This is a genomic window from Knoellia flava TL1, assembly GCF_000768675.1.
GTDB classification, from domain to species: domain Bacteria; phylum Actinomycetota; class Actinomycetes; order Actinomycetales; family Dermatophilaceae; genus Knoellia; species Knoellia flava.
Genome location: NZ_AVPI01000039.1, coordinates 1 through 19232 on the forward strand (window position 1 = coordinate 1; position 19232 = coordinate 19232).

Annotated in this window: 19 protein-coding genes; 7 read left to right on the forward strand and 12 right to left on the reverse strand. The window is 72.0% G+C overall.

What is annotated here, in order from left to right; translation table 11 throughout:
• From N798_RS12235 to kamD, 5 genes are all read right to left on the reverse strand, one after another.
• Window positions 1-282, reverse strand: a 282-nt coding sequence (locus N798_RS12235) for a glycosyltransferase (protein ID WP_198030745.1), incomplete at its 3' end; no start/stop codon positions are given.
• Window positions 269-1867, reverse strand: a complete 1599-nt coding sequence (gene lnt / locus N798_RS12240) for an apolipoprotein N-acyltransferase (RefSeq protein ID WP_229708263.1) — start codon at window positions 1865-1867, stop codon at window positions 269-271. The genes N798_RS12235 and lnt, both read right to left, overlap by 14 nt.
• 23 nt (window positions 1868-1890) lie before the next feature.
• Complete coding sequence (kal, locus tag N798_RS12245; RefSeq protein ID WP_035948892.1) at window positions 1891-2280, reverse strand: 3-aminobutyryl-CoA ammonia lyase; 390 nt, start codon at window positions 2278-2280, stop codon at window positions 1891-1893.
• 5 nt (window positions 2281-2285) lie between these two features.
• Window positions 2286-3083 carry a lysine 5,6-aminomutase subunit beta gene (gene kamE / locus N798_RS12250; protein WP_035948874.1) on the reverse strand — a complete coding sequence of 266 codons (798 nt, stop codon included), beginning with the start codon at window positions 3081-3083 and terminating at the stop codon, window positions 2286-2288.
• Window positions 3080-4669 (reverse strand): lysine 5,6-aminomutase subunit alpha, encoded by a 1590-nt coding sequence (gene kamD, locus N798_RS12255; protein ID WP_035948875.1) that lies wholly within the window; start codon window positions 4667-4669, stop codon window positions 3080-3082. The genes kamE and kamD overlap by 4 nt, the downstream gene beginning before the upstream one ends.
• 132 nt (window positions 4670-4801) lie before the next feature.
• Between kamD and N798_RS12260 the strand changes: the two genes are divergently transcribed.
• Window positions 4802-5584 (forward strand): class I SAM-dependent DNA methyltransferase, encoded by a 783-nt coding sequence (locus N798_RS12260; protein ID WP_035948876.1) that lies wholly within the window; start codon window positions 4802-4804, stop codon window positions 5582-5584.
• Here N798_RS12260 and N798_RS12265 read toward each other — a convergent pair.
• Genes N798_RS12265 through kdd form a run of 3 tightly spaced genes read right to left on the reverse strand, consistent with a single transcriptional unit; the run spans window position 5569 to window position 9959 of the window.
• Window positions 5569-6771, reverse strand: a complete 1203-nt coding sequence (locus N798_RS12265; RefSeq protein ID WP_035948878.1) for an acetate/propionate family kinase — start codon at window positions 6769-6771, stop codon at window positions 5569-5571. The genes N798_RS12260 and N798_RS12265 overlap by 16 nt on opposite strands.
• Complete coding sequence (gene pta, locus N798_RS12270; protein ID WP_035948879.1) at window positions 6771-8843, reverse strand: phosphate acetyltransferase; 2073 nt, start codon at window positions 8841-8843, stop codon at window positions 6771-6773. Before pta ends, N798_RS12265 begins: the two co-directional genes overlap by 1 nt.
• A gap of 18 nt (window positions 8844-8861) precedes the next feature.
• Window positions 8862-9959, reverse strand: a complete 1098-nt coding sequence (gene kdd / locus N798_RS12275; protein ID WP_035948880.1) for an L-erythro-3,5-diaminohexanoate dehydrogenase — start codon at window positions 9957-9959, stop codon at window positions 8862-8864.
• Window positions 9960-10045: 86 nt separating this feature from the next.
• On the opposite strand from kdd, the gene N798_RS12280 reads away from it, so the two are divergent.
• The 4 genes from N798_RS12280 (at window position 10046) to map (ending at window position 14226) form a co-directional block, all read left to right on the forward strand.
• Window positions 10046-11500, forward strand: coding sequence for a KamA family radical SAM protein (locus tag N798_RS12280; RefSeq protein WP_035948881.1), 1455 nt, complete (start codon window positions 10046-10048; stop codon window positions 11498-11500).
• A 144-nt stretch (window positions 11501-11644) separates the two neighbouring features.
• The gene (locus N798_RS12285) at window positions 11645-12910 is read left to right on the forward strand and encodes an MFS transporter (protein WP_084100638.1); all 1266 of its coding nucleotides are present in this window, start codon (window positions 11645-11647) and stop codon (window positions 12908-12910) included.
• Between the two features lie 22 nt (window positions 12911-12932).
• A complete protein-coding gene (ybaK, locus tag N798_RS12290) occupies window positions 12933-13436 on the forward strand; it encodes a Cys-tRNA(Pro) deacylase (RefSeq protein WP_035948882.1) in 504 nt (167 codons plus the stop codon).
• A 13-nt stretch (window positions 13437-13449) separates the two neighbouring features.
• Window positions 13450-14226: a type I methionyl aminopeptidase gene (gene map / locus N798_RS12295; protein ID WP_035948884.1), complete on the forward strand. Its 777-nt coding sequence runs from the start codon at window positions 13450-13452 to the stop codon at window positions 14224-14226.
• 40 nt (window positions 14227-14266) lie between these two features.
• On the opposite strand, the gene N798_RS12300 is transcribed toward map, so the two are convergent.
• Together N798_RS12300 and N798_RS12305 are read right to left on the reverse strand one after the other, a co-directional pair.
• The gene (locus N798_RS12300; RefSeq protein WP_035948885.1) at window positions 14267-14686 is read right to left on the reverse strand and encodes a hypothetical protein; all 420 of its coding nucleotides are present in this window, start codon (window positions 14684-14686) and stop codon (window positions 14267-14269) included.
• Window positions 14687-14748: 62 nt separating this feature from the next.
• A complete protein-coding gene (locus tag N798_RS12305; protein WP_035948886.1) occupies window positions 14749-15171 on the reverse strand; it encodes an Lrp/AsnC family transcriptional regulator in 423 nt (140 codons plus the stop codon).
• 37 nt (window positions 15172-15208) lie between these two features.
• On the opposite strand from N798_RS12305, the gene N798_RS12310 reads away from it, so the two are divergent.
• The gene (locus tag N798_RS12310; protein ID WP_035948887.1) at window positions 15209-15586 is read left to right on the forward strand and encodes a hypothetical protein; all 378 of its coding nucleotides are present in this window, start codon (window positions 15209-15211) and stop codon (window positions 15584-15586) included.
• 84 nt (window positions 15587-15670) lie between these two features.
• On the opposite strand, the gene N798_RS18175 is transcribed toward N798_RS12310, so the two are convergent.
• A complete protein-coding gene (locus N798_RS18175; protein ID WP_156971727.1) occupies window positions 15671-16102 on the reverse strand; it encodes a DUF6584 family protein in 432 nt (143 codons plus the stop codon).
• Window positions 16103-16185: 83 nt separating this feature from the next.
• Here N798_RS18175 and N798_RS12315 point away from each other — a divergent pair, with 83 nt between their 5' ends.
• The gene (locus tag N798_RS12315; protein ID WP_035948888.1) at window positions 16186-17193 is read left to right on the forward strand and encodes a 5'-3' exonuclease; all 1008 of its coding nucleotides are present in this window, start codon (window positions 16186-16188) and stop codon (window positions 17191-17193) included.
• A gap of 13 nt (window positions 17194-17206) precedes the next feature.
• Here the strand turns inward: N798_RS12315 and N798_RS12320 are convergent.
• On the reverse strand, window positions 17207-19232 hold a 2026-nt coding region (locus tag N798_RS12320; protein ID WP_035948889.1), incomplete at its 5' end, for a DEAD/DEAH box helicase.

A 19232-nucleotide genomic window follows, 5' to 3' on the forward strand; every position in this document is an offset into this window, starting at 1 on the left:
GTCGTAGCCCTGCTCGAGGGCCCAGGCGAAGCCGTGGAGGTAGGCCGCTCCGAGCCCTTCCTTGCCCGCCCTGTGCAGGACGTGGACCTGGTCGTCGGCGGCGGCGAGCTCGTCGGCGACCTCACCGGTGCCGTCGGGCGAGCTGTCGTCGAGGACGCAGACGTCGACCTCCGGCACCGCCCGGCGGACGCGCTCGACGATGAGCGGCAGGTTCTCGCGCTCGTTGTAGGTCGGGATGAGCACGACGACGCGCTCGAGGGTGGGACGCTCAGTCAACGACAGTCCTTCGGGGTCGCGCCGGTTCGGGTCGTCCGACCCTAGCGCCTCGGCCGACGGCGACCGTGTAGCCCAGCAGCACGAGCAGCGCCGCCGAGGCGAGCCACTCGGGCCAGGGGCCGAGGGTGTCGGCGAGGGTGCGGTCGGTGCGGATGGCGACCGAGCCGACGCGCTGCTCGGCGGTGAAGAGGCCGGTCTTGCCGCTCGCGGAGCCATCGGGGGCGATGAAGCCCGAGACGCCCACGGTCGACACGTGGGCCACCGAGCGACCGTGCTCGATGGCCCGGATCCGCGAGATGGCGAACTGCTGCTCGGACTCGGCGGTGTAGCCGAAGGTCGCGTTGTTCGTCTGGACGAGGATGAGCCCGGCGTCCTTGCCCGGCTGGGTCACGGACTCGCGCATGAGCCCGTCGTAGGCGACCTCGAAGCAGATCGTCGGCAGCGCCCAGTAGCCACCAGAGGGTGCGTCGACCCGGAACGCCCCGAGATCGGTGCCCTTGGCGAAGTCCTTGGTGACGAGGTCGACCTTGTCGCTGAAGTTCCTGAAGAACGAGCGGTAGGGGATGTACTCCGCGAACGGCACGGGGTGGTTCTTGACGTAGCGCTCGGGCTCACCTCCCCCGGGCCGGTAGAGCAGCGAGACGTTGGAGACATCGGGCTGCGGCTCCTGGAGCACTGCGCCGACGATGACGGGCACGCCCACGGCGGAGACGGCACGTTGCACCTGCGCGGCTGCGTCGGGGTTGCGGATGGGGTCGATGTCGGAGGAGTTCTCGGGCCAGACGACGAGGCTGAGTGGCTCGGTGATGCGCTCCCCGAGGTCGCCGGACGCCACCCGCTCCCCCACCCGCTCGGTGCCGCGCACGTGGTTGTCGAGGACGGCGCGGCGCTCGGCGTTGAAGTCGAGGCCCGGGCGGGGAACGTTGCCCTGGACCATGGCCACGGTGACCTGTCGCCCGTCGACCGGCGGGACGAGCAGCACCCCGATGAGGGCGACGAAGAAGACGCTGAGCCCCAGCTGCACCGCGGCAAACCGAGGCTGACTGCGCGCCACGCTGGCCGCGAGCAGCAGCTCGGTGCCGACGACGGCGACGGCGAAGGTGACGCCCGGCGCGCCGAACCACTGCGCCACGTTGGCGAGCGGGCTGTCGGCCTGGCTGAACGCGAGCCGCGCCCACGGGAAGCCACCGAACGGCGTCGTCCCCCGAGCGAGCTCCTGCGCCACCCACGCAAGGGGGATGACGGCATACGCCGAGTCGCCCCAGCGAGGACGGAGGCGCTGCCCGACGAATCCGACGACGGCGCACATGAGGGCGAGGTAGAGCGCCTCGAGGGTGGCGAGGGCGAACCACGGCACCTTGCCGACGTAGATCCCCGACCAGGAGAGCACCGGCACGAAGAAGGCCCATCCGGCGAGCAGCCCCAAGACGAAGCCGCGACGTCCACCTACGTCGATCGTCACCGCACCGAGCAGCGCGACGGCCACGGGCGCGAGCCACCAGAGGTCGTGCGTGGGGAACGCGAGCCAGAGCAGGACCCCGGGGACGACCGCGAGAAGGGCGCGAACGGCATACGGGACTCTCGGCGGCACGGAGCCACCGTAGGTCACCGGCATCAGCGCGGCGGCACCACCACGACACCGCGCGCCGTCGTCGCGACGACGGGCGGGTCGAGGACGTCGGCAGCGGACTCGCCGCGCTCGGGGTTGCCGCGGGCGACGACGCGCACGGCGAACTCCATCTCGCGGCTGCGCGTGCCGACCCGGACGAGCGTCGCCTCGATCTCGATGCAGTCGCCGGCGCGCACGGGGGCGAGGAACTGGACGTCGCTGTAGGACGCGAAGAGTCCCTCGTCGCCGTCGGTGACGATGCACATCTCGGTGGCGACGTCACCGAAGGCGGCGAGCGAGTAGGCACCGTCGACGAGGTTACCGGCGTAGTGCGCGTGGCTGTAGGGGACGTAGCGGCGGTGGGTGACCGTGCGCCCCACGGTGGCTTCGCTCATGGTGCTCATGCTCCCTTGCTCTGGCCGGCGGCGGCGCGAGGCGCGACGAGCGCGTGGACGAGGTAGCTCGCGACCTCGCCGGGGGTCGTCCCGCGCCCGAAGATCCGGTCGACGCCGAGGGCGCCGGCCGAGCCCTCCTCGAAGCGCGGCCCGCCGACGACGAGGTGCGGCACCTTGCCCGCGGGGAACGCCTCGCGGAAGGCCGCCGACATCGCCGTCGTGTTGTGGATGTGGGCGTCGCGCTGGGTGACGACCTGGCTGACGAGGACGGCGTCGGCCTTCTCGGCGCGGGCGCGCTCGACCAGGTCGGGGATGAGGACCTGGGCGCCGAGGTTCACGACCTTGATCTCGCGGTGGTACTCGAGGCCCTTCTCCCCCGCGAAGCCCTTGATGTTGAGGATCGCGTCGATGCCGACGGTGTGGGCGTCGGTGCCGATGCAGGCGCCGACGACGACGAGCTTGCGGCGCAGGTGGCGCTTGATCGCGGTGTTGATCTCCTTGCCCGAGAGCAGCGGGAACTCGCGCTCGACGACCTCGACGAGACCGGGCTCGACGAGGTGCTTCACCGGGCCGTAGACGACGAAGAAGGTGAAGCCGTCGCCGATGGCCTTGGCGTGGACGACGAGAGCCGGCTCGATGCCCATCTTCGACGCGAGCTGGAGTGCGGCGCCCTCGGCCCGCTTGCCGTTGGGCATCGGCAGGGTGAAGGACACCTGGACCATGCCGTCGCCGGTCTGGTCGCCGTAGGGCCGGATGACCGAGGGCATCTCGGTGACCTCGGCGCCGTGGGTCGAGGCGCTCATCGGGTGCTCCCTTCCTCGAGGAGGGTGATCGCGGGGTTGTCGTAGCCGTCGGCGCGCTCGACGACGCCGTCGAGGCCCTTGCCGGCCGTCGCCGGCCGCTTCATCTCGCCGAAGGTGCCGTCGGCGATGGCCTCGAGCAGCGGCGCCTTCCCGGGCTCGTCGGCGATCTGCTGGAGCAGGTCGATCGCCTCGCCTAGCACCTGGCGGGCCCGGGTCTGGATGAACCCGTCGCGCGGCGGGTGGAAGTCCTCGGTGAGCCCCCCGGCGGCGTTGAGGACGTAGCGGACGTTCTGGAGGGCGATGTCGCGGTCGGAGATCCACGGGGTGACGACGGCCTCGGTCATCATGCCGACGAGCAGGATCCCCTGCCCGGTGAGGGCGCCGACGAGGTTGAAGAACCCGTCGAGCAGGTTGCCGCGGAAGACGTCGCCGGTCATGTGCTTCGTCGGCGGCATCCACTTGAGCGGCGCGTCCGGGAAGAGCGTGCGCGCGAGCAGGGCGTGGGCGAGCTCCATCCGGAAGCTGTCGCGCAGGTCGGGGTTGATCTCGAAGGCGTGCCCGAGGCCGAGCTGCCAGTCCTCGAGCCCGGCCTCCTTGGCGAAGTACTCGTTGAGCAGCTGGCTCACGGTGACGGTGTGCGCGGCCTCGACGGCGTCGCTCGTCGTGAGGTAGTTGTCCTCTCCGGTGTTGATGATGATGCCGGCGCGCGCGTGGATCTGGCGGCTGAACCGCTGGTCGACGAAGGTGCGGATCGGGTTGATGTCGCGGAAGAGGATGCCGTACATCGAGTCGTTGAGCATCATGTCGAGCCGCTCGAGCCCGGCGAGCGTCGCGATCTCGGGCATGCACAGCCCACTCGCGTAGTTGGTGAGCCGGATGTAGCGACCCACCTCCTTGCTCGTCTCGTCGAGCGCGGCCCGCATGAGGCGGAAGTTCTCCTGGGTGGCGTAGGTGCCGGCATACCCCTCGCGCGTGGCGCCCTCGGGCACGTAGTCGAGGAGCGACTGTCCCGTGGAGCGGATGACGGCGATGACGTCGGCGCCCTCGCGCGCGGCGGCCTGCGCCTGCGGGATGTCCTCGTAGATGTCCCCGGTGGCGACGATGAGGTAGATCCAGGGGCGCTGCTTCGGGTCGCCGTGGCGCCTGACGAGCCGGTCCCGGGACGCGCGCTGCCGGTCGATCCGCCGTATGCCGGCCGCCACCGCCGTGCGCGACTGCTTCGCTGCCGCCGTGGCCTCCTTGCCCTCGGGGACCCGGAAGTCGACCGACCGGCTACTCGCCTTCTGGGCGAGGGTGAGCAGGTCGGGCGCCTCCCCGCGCCGGAGGGCGTCCCACACGGGGAGGGTCACGCCGTGCTCGAGGCCCGCACCCTCACGGACGGCGTCGACGAGGTGGTTGACCCACGGCACCCGCTCGTGGTCGGCGCCGGAGAGGCCGGCGAGGCGCAGCGTCGCACGTTCGACAGACACGGTCGTGTGCCGGTTGGCGATCCGGACGACGGGCTTCCCGACGGAGCGGGCGAGCGAGCGGGCCCGGCGGACGTCGGCCCGGTCGAGCTCGAGGAGGGGGCGGGGACGTGAAGACACGACGGCACACTATCAACGGCGCCGCCGATTCTTTCGCAGCAGCGGCTCGTGCCCGCAAGATCGTCACAGCGAGGTCGGTTCGCGCCGAAATCCGGTTGCCCGGCACGGACGGGCGCCGACAGGGTGGGTCGCATGACGATCGACCTCACCCGCCTCGACTCCCTCACCCAGGACGAGCTCTGGGACGAGCAGGCCGCCACCACCTACGACACCCCCGGCGAGGGCATGTCGTCACCGGAGGTCCTCGACCCGACGGTCGACCGGCTCGTCGGGCTCGCCGCGGGCGGCCCCGCCCTCGAGCTCGCCGTCGGCACCGGCAGGGTCGCGATCCCGCTCGCCCGTCGCGGTGTGCCCGTCACGGGCATCGAGGCCAGCCGGCCGATGCTCGACCAGCTGGCGCAGACCGAGGGCTCGGACGCCGTGACCGCCGTGCACGGCGACATGGCGACGACGCGGGTCGACGGCGAGTTCTCGCTCGTCTACCTCGTCTTCAACACCATCGCCAACCTGCTCACCCAGGAGGCCCAGGTCGAGTGCTTCCGCAACGCCGCCGCCCACCTCTCCCCCGGCGGACGCTTCGTCATCGAGCTCTGGGTGCCGGACCTGCGTGGCGTCTCGCCCACCGCGCCGGCGCAGGTCTTCGCTGTCGAGGACGGCTACGTCGGTCTCGACGCGATCGACACCGCCACCCAGCGGCTCATGTCGCACCACGTGCGGTTCGACCCGAAGGCTCGTGGGCCCGAGCGGCGCGAGGCGCGCATCGGCTTCACGCCCCACCGCTACGTCTGGCCGTCCGAGCTCGACCTCATGGCGCGGCTCGCCGGCATGGAGCTCGAGTCACGGCACGCGGACTGGGCCGGCGCGCCGTTCACCTCTCAGTCCGGGTCACACGTCTCGGTCTACCGGCTGCCCTGAGCGTCGAGCACGGCGAGGCATGCGCGGGCGATCTCGAGCTCCTCGTCGGTGGGCACGACCCAGACCGGGATGCGGCTCGCCGGCGCCGTCACAAGACGCTCGGGCTCACCGGCCGCGTTGGCGTCGGCGTCGAGCTCGACGCCGAGGATCCCGAGCCCGCCGACGACCTCGGCCCGCACGAGGCTGCTGTTCTCGCCGATGCCCCCGGTGAAGGCGATGGCGTCCACGCGACCCAGCAGGACGGCATACGCGCCGACGTACTTCCGGAGGCGGTGGACCATGACGTCGACCGCGAGCGCCGCGTCCTCGTCGCCCGCCTCGCGTCGGGACTCGACCTCGCGCAGGTCGGAGACGCCGGCGAGGCCGAGCAGCCCGCTCTCCTTGTTGAGTGCGGTGTCGTATGCCGTGCCGTCGAGTCCCGCGACCCGCTCCAGGTAGGCGCCCAGCGCCGGGTCGACATCGCCCGAGCGGGTGCCCATGACGAGCCCTTCGAGCGGCGACAGGCCCATCGACGTGTCGACGCTGTGCCCCTCCCGGACGGCACAGGCGCTCGCGCCGTTGCCGAGGTGGAGGACGACGACGTTGCACTCCTCCGGGCGCCGTCCGACGAGCTGGGCCGTGCGCCGCGAGACGTAGCGGTGGGAGGTGCCGTGGAAGCCGTAGCGGCGGACCCGGTGGCGCTCGCGCCACTCCCGTGGCACGGCATACGTGTGGGCGGCGGGCGGCAGGCTCTGGTGGAAGGCGGTGTCGAAGACCGCGACCTGGGGCACGTCGGGGAACGCCTCTCGCGCGCTGCGGATCCCCTCGAGGTTCGCCGGGTTGTGCAGCGGGGCGAGCGGCACGAGGGCCTCGACTGCGTCGAGCACGTCGTCGTCGACGAGCACCGGCTCGGTGAAGTCGGGACCTCCGTGGACGACCCGGTGACCCACGGCGACGAGGTCGAGGGTCGCGAGGTCGGGCCCGTGCTCGCGCAGGGCCTGTCGGACCGCGTCCAGCGCCTCGGCGTGGTCCTTGCAGGTCACCTCCTGCTCGGTGGTCTCCCCGTCGCGGGTGTGCTTGAGCCGTCCGGTGCCGCCGATCCGCTCGACGATGCCCTCCGCTGCGGTCTCCCCCGACTCGGCGTCGAGGACGGAGTACTTGAGCGAGGACGAGCCGGCGTTGACGACGAGGACCGGGCGCGGCGACATCAGGCGCCTGCCTGGATCGCGGTGATGGCGACGGTGTTGACGATGTCGCGCACGAGGGCACCGCGGGACAGGTCGTTGACCGGACGGTTGAGGCCCTGTAGCACCGGACCGATCGCGACGGCGGAGGCGCTGCGCTGGACCGCCTTGTAGGTGTTGTTGCCGGTGTTGAGGTCGGGGAAGACGAGGACGGTCGCCCGTCCGGCGACCGGGCTGTCCTTGAGCTTGGTCGCGGCGACGTGGGGGTCGACGGCGGCGTCGTACTGGATCGGTCCCTCGACGAGGAGCTCGGGCGCGCGCTCGTGGACGAGGGCGGTGGCCGCCCGGACCTTGTCGACGTCGGCGCCACTGCCCGACTCACCCGTCGAGTAGGACAGCATCGCCACCCTCGGCTCGATGCCGAACCGCTCGGCGGTGCGGGCCGAGGAGATCGCGATGTCGGCGAGCTGCTCGGCGCTGGGGTCGGGGTTGACGGCGCAGTCGCCGTAGACGAGCACCCGGTCGGCGAGGCACATGAGGAAGACGCTCGACACGACGGACACGTCGGGCGTGGTGCGGACGATCTCGAGCGCGGGCCGGATCGTGTGGGCCGTCGTCGTGATGCACCCCGACACCATGCCGTCGGCGAGGCCCTCGTGGACGAGCATCGTGCCGAAGTAGGACGGGTCGAGCACCCTGTCGCGGGCCTGCTCGAGGGTGACGCCCTTGTGCTCGCGCAGCCGGGCGTAGGTCGCCGCGAACCGCTCGCGCAGCGGGCTCGTCGCCGGGTCGACGACCTCGGCCCGGGAGATGTCGACACCGAGGCGCGCCGCGTTCGCCGCGATGATGTCCGGGTCGCCGAGGAGGGTGAGCCGGGCCAGACCGCGGGTGAGCACGGTGTCGGCAGCGAGGAGGATCCGGTCCTCCGCGCCTTCGGGCAGGACGATGCGGGAGTCCGCCACGCGCGCCGCCTCGACGAGCCGGTGCTCGAACATGAGCGGGGTGACGACGCCCCCGCCGGTCTCGCCCGGGCCGGCCGTGACCAGGGGACCGAGGACTTCCTGGGCGTCGAGACCCTGCTCGATGAGGGCGACGGCGGCGGCGAGCTTGCGCCCCGAGTCCGGGGTGAGCCGGCCGCGGGCGGCGCCGAGGCGGCTCGCGGTCGCCATCGTGCCGCCGTCGGTGGCGATGACGGGCAGGACGACGTCGAGGCCCTCGATGAGCCGTTCGACCTGCGGGGGCAGCGGGAACCCACCGTTGAGGACGATGCCCGACAGGGTCGGGAAGGTCTTGGAGCGGTGCGCCAGCAGGACGCCGATGACGACGTCCTCCCGGTCCCCCGGCACGATGACGACGCCGCCCTCGATGAGGCGGTCGAGGACGTGGGGCATCGTCATCGCCGCGACGACGAGGCCCATGCACTCGCGGTCGAGCCGGGCCGGGTCGCCGTGGACGAGCCGGCCGTCGCAGGCCTCCATGAGGTCGCCGACTGTGGGCGCACGCAGCAGCGGGGTCTCGGGCAGGACCTGGACCGGCACGGCCACCCGCGAGGCGAGCCGCTCCCGGGTGGCGTCGAGGAGATCCGGTGAGACCTGGTTGGCGACGACGCCGGTGACGTGGGCGTGGACGCCGCGCGCGGCGGCGACCGCCATCTCCGCCGTCGTCGCCACCTCGGCCGGGTCGTGGTCGCCGGCCGGGACGACGAGGAGAAGGCGCGAGCCGAGGTTGGCTGCGATGGCCGCGTTGACCGAGAACTCCGTGGGGGCGGCCACGTCGGTGAAGTCGGAGCCGACGACGAGGACGACGTCGTGGTCGTGGGCGACGTCGTGGAACCGGTCGACGATGACCCCCATGGCCCGCTCCGGCGACGCGTGGAGCTCGTCGTAGGTCACCCCGCAGGCGCGCTCCTCGGTGAGGGTGCCCGGCAGCTGCGCGAGCAGCGTGCGCACGAGCTCGTCGGGAGCGCCGGCGCGCACGATGGGCCGGAAGACGCCGACCCGGCCGGCACGGCGGGCCAGCTGGTCGAGCAGTCCCACTGCGACCGCCGACTTGCCCGACTGCGCCTCCGTGCCCGCGATGTAGATGCTCGTCACCACACCGCCGAAACTACCGTGCTAGTCCTCGAGGCGGCCCTCGAACAGGGCGCGCACGGACGGCGTGCCGCGCAGCAGGTCGAGCGCGTAGGCCGCGTGCCCCGGGACGTAGCCGTTGCCAACGAGCATCGTCACGTCGGCGGCCAGGCCCTCGGCTCCGAGCGCGGCGGCGGCGAAGTTCGTCGCCATCGAGAAGAAGATCACCGTGCCGCCCTCGGCGGTGGCGAGGATGGCGGGCTGCTCGCACCCGGTGACGTCGACGCAGACGACGGTGAGGTCGGCTGGTCCACCGACCCCGGCGAGGGCCTCGCTGAGACCCAGTGGACTGCGCGCGTCGGCGACGACGACGTGGGTCGCCAGGTCGGTGCCCTCGAGCAGGGCCGCCTCGGCGTCGTCGCGCACGACGGCGACGCGACGGGTCGCCCCGGCGTCGTCGGCGGCGGCGAGCGAGAGCGAACCCGACTTGCCGGCACCGCCGAGGACGACGACCGAGGGACCCCCAGCAGCAGGCGAGGCATCACCGGAGGGCGCGCGGCCGGCATACGAGCGGACGGTCCTGGCGACGAGCGCAGGTGCGCCGCAGACGTCCATCACCATGAGCGCGAGCTCGGGCGAGAGGTCCTCGGGAAGCGTCGCGGCGATCGAGCGACCGAAGAGGACCGCGTGACCGGCTGCCGGGACCCGCTCCCCCAGCCCGTCCCAGCGCACGAGGCCGTCGGTGATCGCCAGCGGGGTGAGCGAGAGCGAGACGAGGGTCGCGACGCGGTCACCGACGGTGAGGCCGAGCGTGGAGCGCGGGCCGACCTCGGCCACGGTGCCGATGAGCATGCCGCCACTGCCGGTGACGGGGTTCTGCATCTTGCCGCGCGAGCGCACGATCTCGAGGACCTCGGCGCGGATCGCGTCGCCGTCCCCGTGGTGCTTGTCGTGCAGCTGGCGGAAGGAGGCGGCGTCGAGGTTGAGGGTCTCGACGTCGATGCGGACCTCGTCGTCCCAGATCTCCGGGCTCGCGTCGAGGACCCGGGCAGCCTGGGGCAGCGACTCCCCCGCGGGCTCGAGGACCCGGTGAACACCGAGAGGCGACGACGTGGTGGTGCGGGACGAGACCGTGGCGGGCACGCAAGTTCTCCTGTCTGACGACACGCAGCAAGAAATATTGCGGCATGAATGTGACGAGCGAGTGATCTGTCCGTATCCTCGCAGACATGACGACGAACATCGAGCAGCCCTACGTCTACCGGCGCAGGGAGCTCGTCGAGCCCGACTGGACCCGCTTCCCGGGGTGGCGCGACGTCACCGCTGCTGAATGGGCCAACGCCCAGTGGCAGCGCGCCCACTGCGTGAAGAACGTCGGCCAGCTGCGCGACCTCATGGGCGACCTCCTCACCGAGGACTTCTACGCCGACCTCGAGCGCGACCAGGCCGAGCGGGCGACGATGTCGATGCTCGTCCCGCCGCAGATGCTCAACACGATGGTGAGCGAGATGACGTGGGCGGACGGCTCGATGCCGGCTGCCGGCGCGGCCTTCACCGAGGCGTTCCTCGCCGACCCGGTCCGCCGCTACATGCTCCCCGTCTTCAGCGACCGCCGAACCGACTGGGCCTCGCACCCCTTCGCGGCGCGCGACAGCCTTCACGAGCACGACATGTGGGCCGTCGAGGGGCTCACCCACCGCTACCCCACCAAGGTCCTCGCCGAGATGCTGCCGACCTGCCCGCAGTACTGCGGCCACTGCACGCGCATGGACCTCGTCGGCAACTCGACGCCCCAGATCGTCAAGCTCAAGCTCGCCGGCAAGCCGGTCGACCGCCACGCCGCGATGCTCGACTACCTCCAGCGGACCCCGCAGGTGCGCGACGTCGTCGTCTCCGGTGGCGACGTCGCCAACATGCCGTGGAAGAACCTCGAGGGCTTCCTCGACAAGCTTCTCCGGATCGACAACATCCGCGACATCCGCCTCGCGACCAAGGCGCTCATGGGGCTGCCGCAGCACTGGCTCCAGGACGACGTCGTCGAGGGCGTGGCCCGCGTGTCGGCGCTGGCCCGCTCGCGCGGCGTCTCGCTCGCGATCCACACGCACGTCAACCACGCGAACTCGGTGACGCCGCTCGTCGCCGACGCGGCGAAGGCGATGCTCCAGGCGGGCGTGCGCGACGTCCGCAACCAGGGCGTCCTCATGCGCGGGGTCAACGACACGAGCGAGGACCTGCTCGACCTCTGCTTCGCCCTCCAGGACGAGGCGATGATCACGCCCTACTACTTCTACATGTGCGACATGATCCCGTTCTCGGAGCACTGGCGCCTCGCGCTGCACGAGGCACAGCACCTCCAGCACTCGATCATGGGCTACCTCCCCGGCTTCGCGACGCCGCGCATCGTCTGCGACGTGCCGTTCGTCGGCAAGCGCTGGGTGCACCAGGTGGACAGCTACGACCGCGACAAGGGCATGTCCTTCTGGCGCAAGAACTACCGCACCTCGATCGAGGGCGAGGACGCGCAGGCGCTGTCGCGCGAGTACGTCTACTACGACCCGATCTACACCCTCCCCGAGGCCGGGCAGGAGTGGTGGCGCTCCAACACCGACGTCGACGAGGTCCATGCCGCGGCGCTCGCCGGTGCCGGTGCAAGCCGGGACGCCTCCGCGCGCGACCTCGACTGAGCCGGCACTCGCCGACCACCGACGGGCCCTGACCTCACCGAGGTCGGGGCCCGTCTCCGTGCGTCATGGGGTGGGGGGCGGAATGCGCACAGGTCGCCCGGGGTTCTTCTCCTCTCGTACCGACGAATCGTCCGAGAGGTCCCCATGAGCACGACCAGTATTCGCACGAGCACGGACGAGGACGTCGACCGGGCACCGGCCGGGCGCGGCGACGGGGACTCCGAATCGCGTCTGCGACTGGGCCGGGGACCGGGTTTCGTCCTCGCACTCACCGCCGTCGTCGCGATGATGGTCGGAGCGAGTGCGCCGTCGCCGTTCTATCCCGTGCTCCAGCAGGAGATCGGCTTCTCCGCGGGCACGATGACTACGATCTTCAGTGTCTACGCCCTCGCCCTGCTCGCCACGCTGCTCGTCACCGGCTCGCTCTCGGACCACGTCGGCCGCCGACCGGTCCTCGCCGTGGGCTTCGCCGTCCTCGCCGCCAGCATGGTCGGCTTCTGGCACTCCGACGGCGTCACGATGCTCCTCGTCTCCCGGGTCGTGCAGGGCGTGGCCGCCGGCCTGCTGCTCTCGACGATGACGGCCGCGGTCACCGACCTCGAGCCAGAGTCGCGCCCCGGTCTGGCCGCGACCCTCAACAGCGTGACGCCCCTCTTCGGCCTCGCGGCCGGCGCGCTCGTCGCCGGCGCGGTGCTCGACGCGCAGCCCTCGAACGCCCTGCCGCTCGTCTTCGCCACGCTCACGGCCGTGTATGCCGTCCTTGCCCTCGCGGCACTGGCTCTCCCCGAGACCTCGCCCCGTCACGACGGCTGGGCCGGCTCGCTGCGACCACGCGTCGGGATCCCGGTGCCCGCTCGCGCTGCCTTCCGCAGGAGCGCCCCGGCTCTCTTCGCCGGCTGGGCCACGGGTGGCCTCTACCTCTCGCTCGGGGCTCCCATCGTGGGCCAGCTCCTCGGCGGAGGCTCGCACCTCGCGCAGGGTTCGGTCGTCGCCGTGCTCACCGGCACCGGGTCGCTCAGCTGCTACCTCTGGCGCAACCGCACCCCGCGCGCGGTGACGATCTACGGCACGACGATGCTCGCGCTCGGCACGGTGCTCACGCTCGTCGCTCTGCACGCCGGGTCCCTGGTCGGCTTCCTCCTCGCCGCGGTCGTCGCGGGGTCGGGCTTCGGGACGTCGTTCCTCGGCATCATGCGCTCGATCACGCCGACCGTCGGCCCCGACCAGCGCGGCGAGCTCTTCTCGAGCGTCTTCGTCGTCAGCTACCTCGCGTTCGGGCTGCCGGCCGTCGCCGCCGGGTTCGCGGCGCCCGAGCTCGGGCTGGAGACGACCGCGACGGTCTACGGCGTCGTCGTCGCGGTGCTCTCGGGCTCGGCCGCCCTCGTGCGCACCTTCACGACGCGCGAGTGAGCGACCGGCATACGCTCGCGTCATGGGACGCAAGGACCGCGGTGGCTCGGTCGGCACGCAGGCGACGGTCGCGCTGACGAAGGCGAAGATCGCGTATGCCGTCCGCGCCTACGAGCACGACCCTGCGGCCGAGTCCTACGGTCTCGAAGCGGCGCAGGCGCTGGGCGTCGAGCCGGCGCGGGTCTTCAAGACGCTGCTCGTCGACACCGGCGGTGGGCTCGCGGTCGGCATCGTGCCGGTCGACGCCACGCTCGACCTCAAGGCGGTCGCGACCGCGCTCGGGGTCAAGAAGGTGGGCATGGCGGACCCGGCGACGGCGGAGCGCAGCTCCGGCTACGTCGTCGGCGGCATCTCCCCCATCGGCCAGAAGCGGGCCCTGCCGACCGTGCTCGACGACTCGGCGTCGTCGCACGAGAGCGTGCTCGTGTCGGGCGGACGGCGCGGGCTCGACCTGGAGCTGAGCCCCGACGACCTCGTGCGGGCCACCGGTGCCACCCTGGCGCCGATCGCCCGACGCGCGTCGTGACAGGGTTGCCCCCATGATCGAGATCCTCAGCCCGGCCGAGGTGGCCCGGGCCCGCGTCACCGGCGCGCTCGTCGGCGACATCCTCCAGTCGATGCGCGAGCGCGCGGTTCCCGGGACGAACCTGCTCGAGGTCGACGCCTGGACCAAGGAGATGATCCTCGAGGCCGGGGCCGAGTCCTGCTACGTCGACTACGAGCCGTCGTTCGGTCGCGGGCCCTTCGGGCACTACATCTGCACGTCGGTCAACGACGCCGTCCTCCACGGGCTCCCCCACGACTACGCCCTCGCCGACGGCGACGTCCTGACCCTCGACCTCGCCGTGCTCAAGGGTGGCGTGGCCGCCGACGCGGCGGTGACGTTCATCGTCGGCGACGCACCGCAGCCCGAGGGCGAGGCGCTCATCGCCGCCACGAGGCGCGCGCTCGAGGCCGGGATCGCGGCGGCACGACCGGACGGGAAGATCGGGGACATCTCGCACGCCATCGGGACGGTGCTCGGCGATGCCGGCTACTCGGTCAACACGCAGTTCGGCGGGCACGGCATCGGCTCGACGATGCACCAGGACCCGCACGTGTCCAACACCGGGCGGCCCGGACGCGGCTTCCGGCTCCGCCCGGGCCTGATGCTCGCGCTCGAGCCGTGGGTCATGGCCGACACCGCCGAGCTCATCACCGACGCCGACGGGTGGACGCTGCGGAGCGCCACGGGCTGCCTCACCGCGCACACCGAGCACACGGTGGCCATCACCGAGGACGGCGCGGAGATCCTCACCCTGCCCTCGCGACGCTGAGTCGGCTGCGGGTCCAGCGCTGAACCGCCCGACGTGGGTGCTAGGACGCGATGCGCAGGTGGTCGGGCAGTTCGCGCACGGCGCCAGGCGTCACGACGTAGGTCGCGAGCAGCTCGACACCCACGTCGCGACAGCCGTCGACGAGCACCTGGTGGCACTCCCGGTCACCGTCGGTGAAGAGCGGGGACCCGCCGCGGCCCAGCGCGACGAGGAGCGCGGGCGGCCGCAGCTCGGCGACGACGCGGTCGACGACAAGGCCGAGCTGCTCGGCGGTCGGGCGGCCCATCTCGCCGATGACGACCGGGCTCTCGACCCGGTGGCCCTCGTCGAGGAGGAGCAGCATCACGCAGCCCGACTCCCGGTCGGCATGCGTGACGAAGAGGTCGACGGCGTCGGCCCGCAGGACGGGGTCGTCGAGGGCGAGCTCACGGAGGTTGGCCGGCAGGTTCTCGAAGGTCATGGGCCGATGCTGCCCGGATCGCCCGAAGCCGCCGCGGGCTTTTCCACAGAGGCCGCCGAACCCTACTCCCAGGGGGTCGAGAGGACGACCGTCGTGCGGGTCGACACGTTGGCCTTGGAGCGGATCGTCGCGAGCAGCTCCTCGAGCTCGAGCGGCGTCGCGACGCGGACCTTGAGGACGTAGTTCATGTCACCTGCCACCGAGTGGCACTCCTCGACGGCGGGGACGTCGCGCAGCCGGTCCGGGATGTCGTCCGGCGCCGCGGGGTCGAGCGGGGTGATCGAGATGAACGCCGTCATCGCGACACCGATCGCGGCGTGGTCGACCCGGGCCGTGTAGCCCTTGATGATCCCCCGCTGCTCGAGGCGGCGCACGCGCTGGTGGACCGCGGACGTCGACATGCCGAGCGCCCGTCCGAGGTCGGTGTAGCTCATCCGGCCGTCGGTCGAGAGCTGGTCGACGATCTTGCGGTCCAGGTCCTCCACGCTGCCAACCCTAGTTCCACAGGGCACGATGGCTGGCATGACCACACCGACGAGCACGACGGAGGCGCCCGCGAGGTCGAGGAGGCCGCGCGGGTCGCTCATCGTCCTCGCCACCCTCGTGGTCCTGTGGGTCCTCTGGGGTGCCGGGCTGCTCGTGGCGCCGGATCGCAACCCGGACGGCCAGTGCGAAGGGCTCGGATTCGGCTGCACCCTGACCGCTCACGACTTCACCCTCATCCTCGGGAGCATCGCCCTCGCACCGCTGACTGCCCTCGTCCTCGCCGTCACCCTTGTCGTCCGGCTCGTCCGGATCAGCCGCGGCTCACCCCGGACCCTGTGGGACGTCGTCGTGGGAGCGCTCCTCCTGCTGGCGTTCGGCGTGTGGCTCACCGGCACCGTGGCCGGCGCGATCTGACGCCGGGGCCGGTCGGACCGGCTGACTAGGCTGCCGCCATGACGACGGACCGGCTGCTGCTCCTCGACTCCGCCTCGCTCCAGCTCAGCGCCACGTCAACGCGGCTCGAAGTGTCGCCACTGCCCGCGCCAGCGCAGCCCCGAGACCGTCTGGGCGGTCGGGATGCCGACGAGATGGCAGCGTCCGAAGCATTCCGCGCCCATCGTCATCGGCGATCACAGCCAATTCGTCTGTCCGCAACAAGCGCCGTAGGCGTGACTCGGTAATGCGACCTCGCCAGCCGAATCCAGCGTGCCTCTCGAAAGCCCGGCGCTCGGCGTCAGTCGCCGCGTCGCCGACGAGGTAACCCCAACGACCGGCCTCCGGAAACTGGCGATCCCTCCGATAGGCCTCGGCCAGCAAACCACGGATCTCCACGCTGTCCGGGAACGTCGCGACCAGACCCTTGAGCCGGTCCCGGGCCTTGCGGGCATCACCCCGTGCAAGATCGGCACGCGCCCGTTCCAAGCCAGTCATGCCGGAAGTATGCCGTCACGGACCAACGCAGCCAGGCACGTCGGGGCTCTCGCAACCATGTGCCTCTCACCTAGGCTCGCCACATGCCTGACGTCGCAAACCGCACTCAAAAGTTGCTCTTGCTGGACTCCGCCTCGCTCTACTTCCGGGCGTTCTACGGCGTGCCCGACCAGCGCACCTCCCCCGACGAGCACCCCACCAACGCGCTGCGCGGCTTCCTCGACATGATCGCCACCCTCGTCACGGCCCACCAGCCGTCGCACCTCGTGGCCTGCTGGGACAACGACTGGCGCCCGCAGTTCCGCGTCGACCTCATCCCGAGCTACAAGGCGCACCGCGTCGCGGGGGCGGGCGCCGACGCCCCGGCCCCGGCCGCCGGCGACGTGCCCGACCAGGCGCACCCCGCCTCCGACGACACCGCCGCCGAGGAGGTGCCCGACGACCTCGCGCCGCAGGTGCCGCTCATCGCCGACGCCCTCGCGGCGTTCGGCATCGCCCGGCTCGGCGCCGACGGCTTCGAGGCCGACGACGTCATCGGGACCCTCGTCGAGCGCCACCGCGGCACGATGCCGATCGACGTCGTCACCGGCGACCGCGACCTCCTCCAGCTCATCGACGACGAGCACGCGGTCCGCGTCCTCTACACCGGCAAGGGCGGCGTCCGCGAGCCGGACCTCGGCACGCAGGCCTACCTCGAGGAGAGGTATGCCGTGTCGTCCGGTGACGCCTACGCGGACATGTCGATCCTCCGCGGCGACACGAGCGACGGACTGCCCGGCGTCAAGGGCATCGGCGACAAGACCGCCGCCCAGCTCATCGCGACCTACGGCGACCTCGACGGTCTGCGCAAGGCGATCGAGGACGGCGACCCAGCCCTCAAGGGAGCCCGTCGGGCCAACCTCGAGGCAGCGACGGCATACCTCGACGTCGCACCGCGGGTGGTGCGCGTCGCCCGGGACGCACCGGTCGCGGACGTCGACACGGCGCTGCCCACGTCGGTGGCCGACACGCGGCTGCTCAGCGAGCTCGCGTCGACCTACGGCATCACGAACCCGATCAACCGGGTCCTCTCCGCCCTCCAGATCCCCTGAGCCGCAACCCTCCTCAGTCGAGGCGGTCGGCGGCGACGACGCCGCGCATCATGCCGTCGATCGCCCTGCGCGCCGTCCGGCGCAGCTCGCCGTCGGACGCCGCGTCAGCGACCTGACCGAGCAGGTCGACGATCTGCTTGCACCGCCGGACGAAGTCACCGGCCGCCATGTCCTGGCCGCGCAGCACCGTGTCGAGCGACTCGCCGCTCGCCCAGCGGTGCACCATCCACGCCATGCCGCCGTCGGGCGCCTCGGTGGTCTCGAGCCCGTGCCGCTCCTCGAGGTCGTCGAGTTCGCTCCATAGGTGCTGCATCTCGGTGACGGCCGTCGAGACGTCGTCGTTCGGCATGCGCGGTGACGGGTCGACCTGCTCGCGGCGCGGCTCGTGGACGAGGGTCGAGACGCAGGCCGCCAGACCGGGCGGGTCGAGGCGCTTCCAGACGTCGCGACGCAGACACTCGGCGGCGAGGAGGTCGCGCTCGGTGTAGAGGCGGCGCAGCCGCTCGCCGCGGTCGGTGACGGCCGAGTCGTCGTCGAGGTAGCCCAGCTCGCGCAGGACGACGCAGATGCGGTCGAAGGTGCGGGCCACGCTGTTCGTGCGTCCCTCGACCTTGCGCTGCAGGCCGGACGTCTCGCGCTTGAGGCGGTGCCACCTCTCGGCCCAGCGGGCGTGGTCCTCGCGCTCGGGGCACTGGTGGCACGGGTGCGCCTTGAGCTCGGCGCGCAGATGGGCGAGGCGGTCGTTCTCCTGGGCCGCCTCGCGCCCTGCCTCCCTGGCCGACCTCGCTGGCGGGTCGTGCGGCACGGCGATCCGCATCGTCGTCGCGAGGTCACGGCGGGACTTCGGCGACTTCGGGTTGAAGTGCTTGGGCACGGTGATCCGGGTCGCCGCCTCCACCGGCTCCGGCACGTCGGTGAGCGTGAGCCGGCGGAACTGGCGGTCCTCGGTGACGACCCCTGGGCCGCTCGGCGTCCCCTTGCCCGACCTGGCCGACTGCACGACGACGGCCCACCCCGCGCGGCGGCCGGCGGGCACCTTGACGACGTCGCCGACCTTGAGGTTCTCGAGGCTGAGGGCGGCTTCGGCACGCCGGCTCGCCGAGCGCTGCTTCGCGCCGTCCTTCTCCATGTCGGCGATGGCCCGGCGCAGCCCGGCGTACTCGCGGAAGTCGCCGAGGTGGCAGTGCATCGCCTCGGCGTAGCCCTCGAGGGCCTCCTCGTTGCGACGCACCTTCGTGGCGAGCCCGACGACGGCGCGGTCGGCCTGGAACTGCGCGAACGACGTCTCGAGGATGTCGCGGGCGACCTCGCGTCCGACCTGCGCCACGAGGTTGACCGCCATGTTGTAGGTCGGCCGGAAGCTCGAGCGCAGCGGGTAGGTGCGCGTCGAGGCCAGACCACCGACGGCGATCGGGTCGAGGCCGCGGCTCCACTGGACGACCGCGTGCCCCTCGAAGTCGATGCCGCGGCGGCCGGCACGACCGGTGAGCTGGGTGTACTCGGCCGGGGTGACGTCGACGTGGGCCTCCCCGTTGAACTTGACGAGCTTCTCGAGGACGACGGTGCGCGCCGGCATGTTGATGCCGAGGGCGAGGGTCTCGGTGGCGAAGACGGCCCGGATGCGACCGGCGGTGAAGAGCTCCTCGACGATCTCGCGGAAGAGCGGCAGCATGCCGGCGTGGTGGCAGGCGAAGCCGCGCGACAGGCCCTCGACGAAGTCGAAGTAGCCGAGGACGCCGAGGTCCTCGTCCGCGAGCGAGCCCATCCGCTCCTCGACGTGCCGCCGGATCCGCTCGCCCTCGCGCTGCGGGACGAGCCGCGTGTCGGCCGAGAGCAGCTGCCCGACGGCGGCCTCGCAGCCCATCCGGCTGAAGATGAAGGTGATCGCCGGCAGCAGCCCGTCGCGGTCGAGCTGGGCGATGACCTCGGCCCGGGTCGCTCCCCCGCCAGGTCGACCGCCGCGGACGAACCCGCGTTCGTCGCGCCCGCGGCCACCCGCGCCGCCGTTGCCCCCGGGCCCACCGTGCCCCGCGAACCCG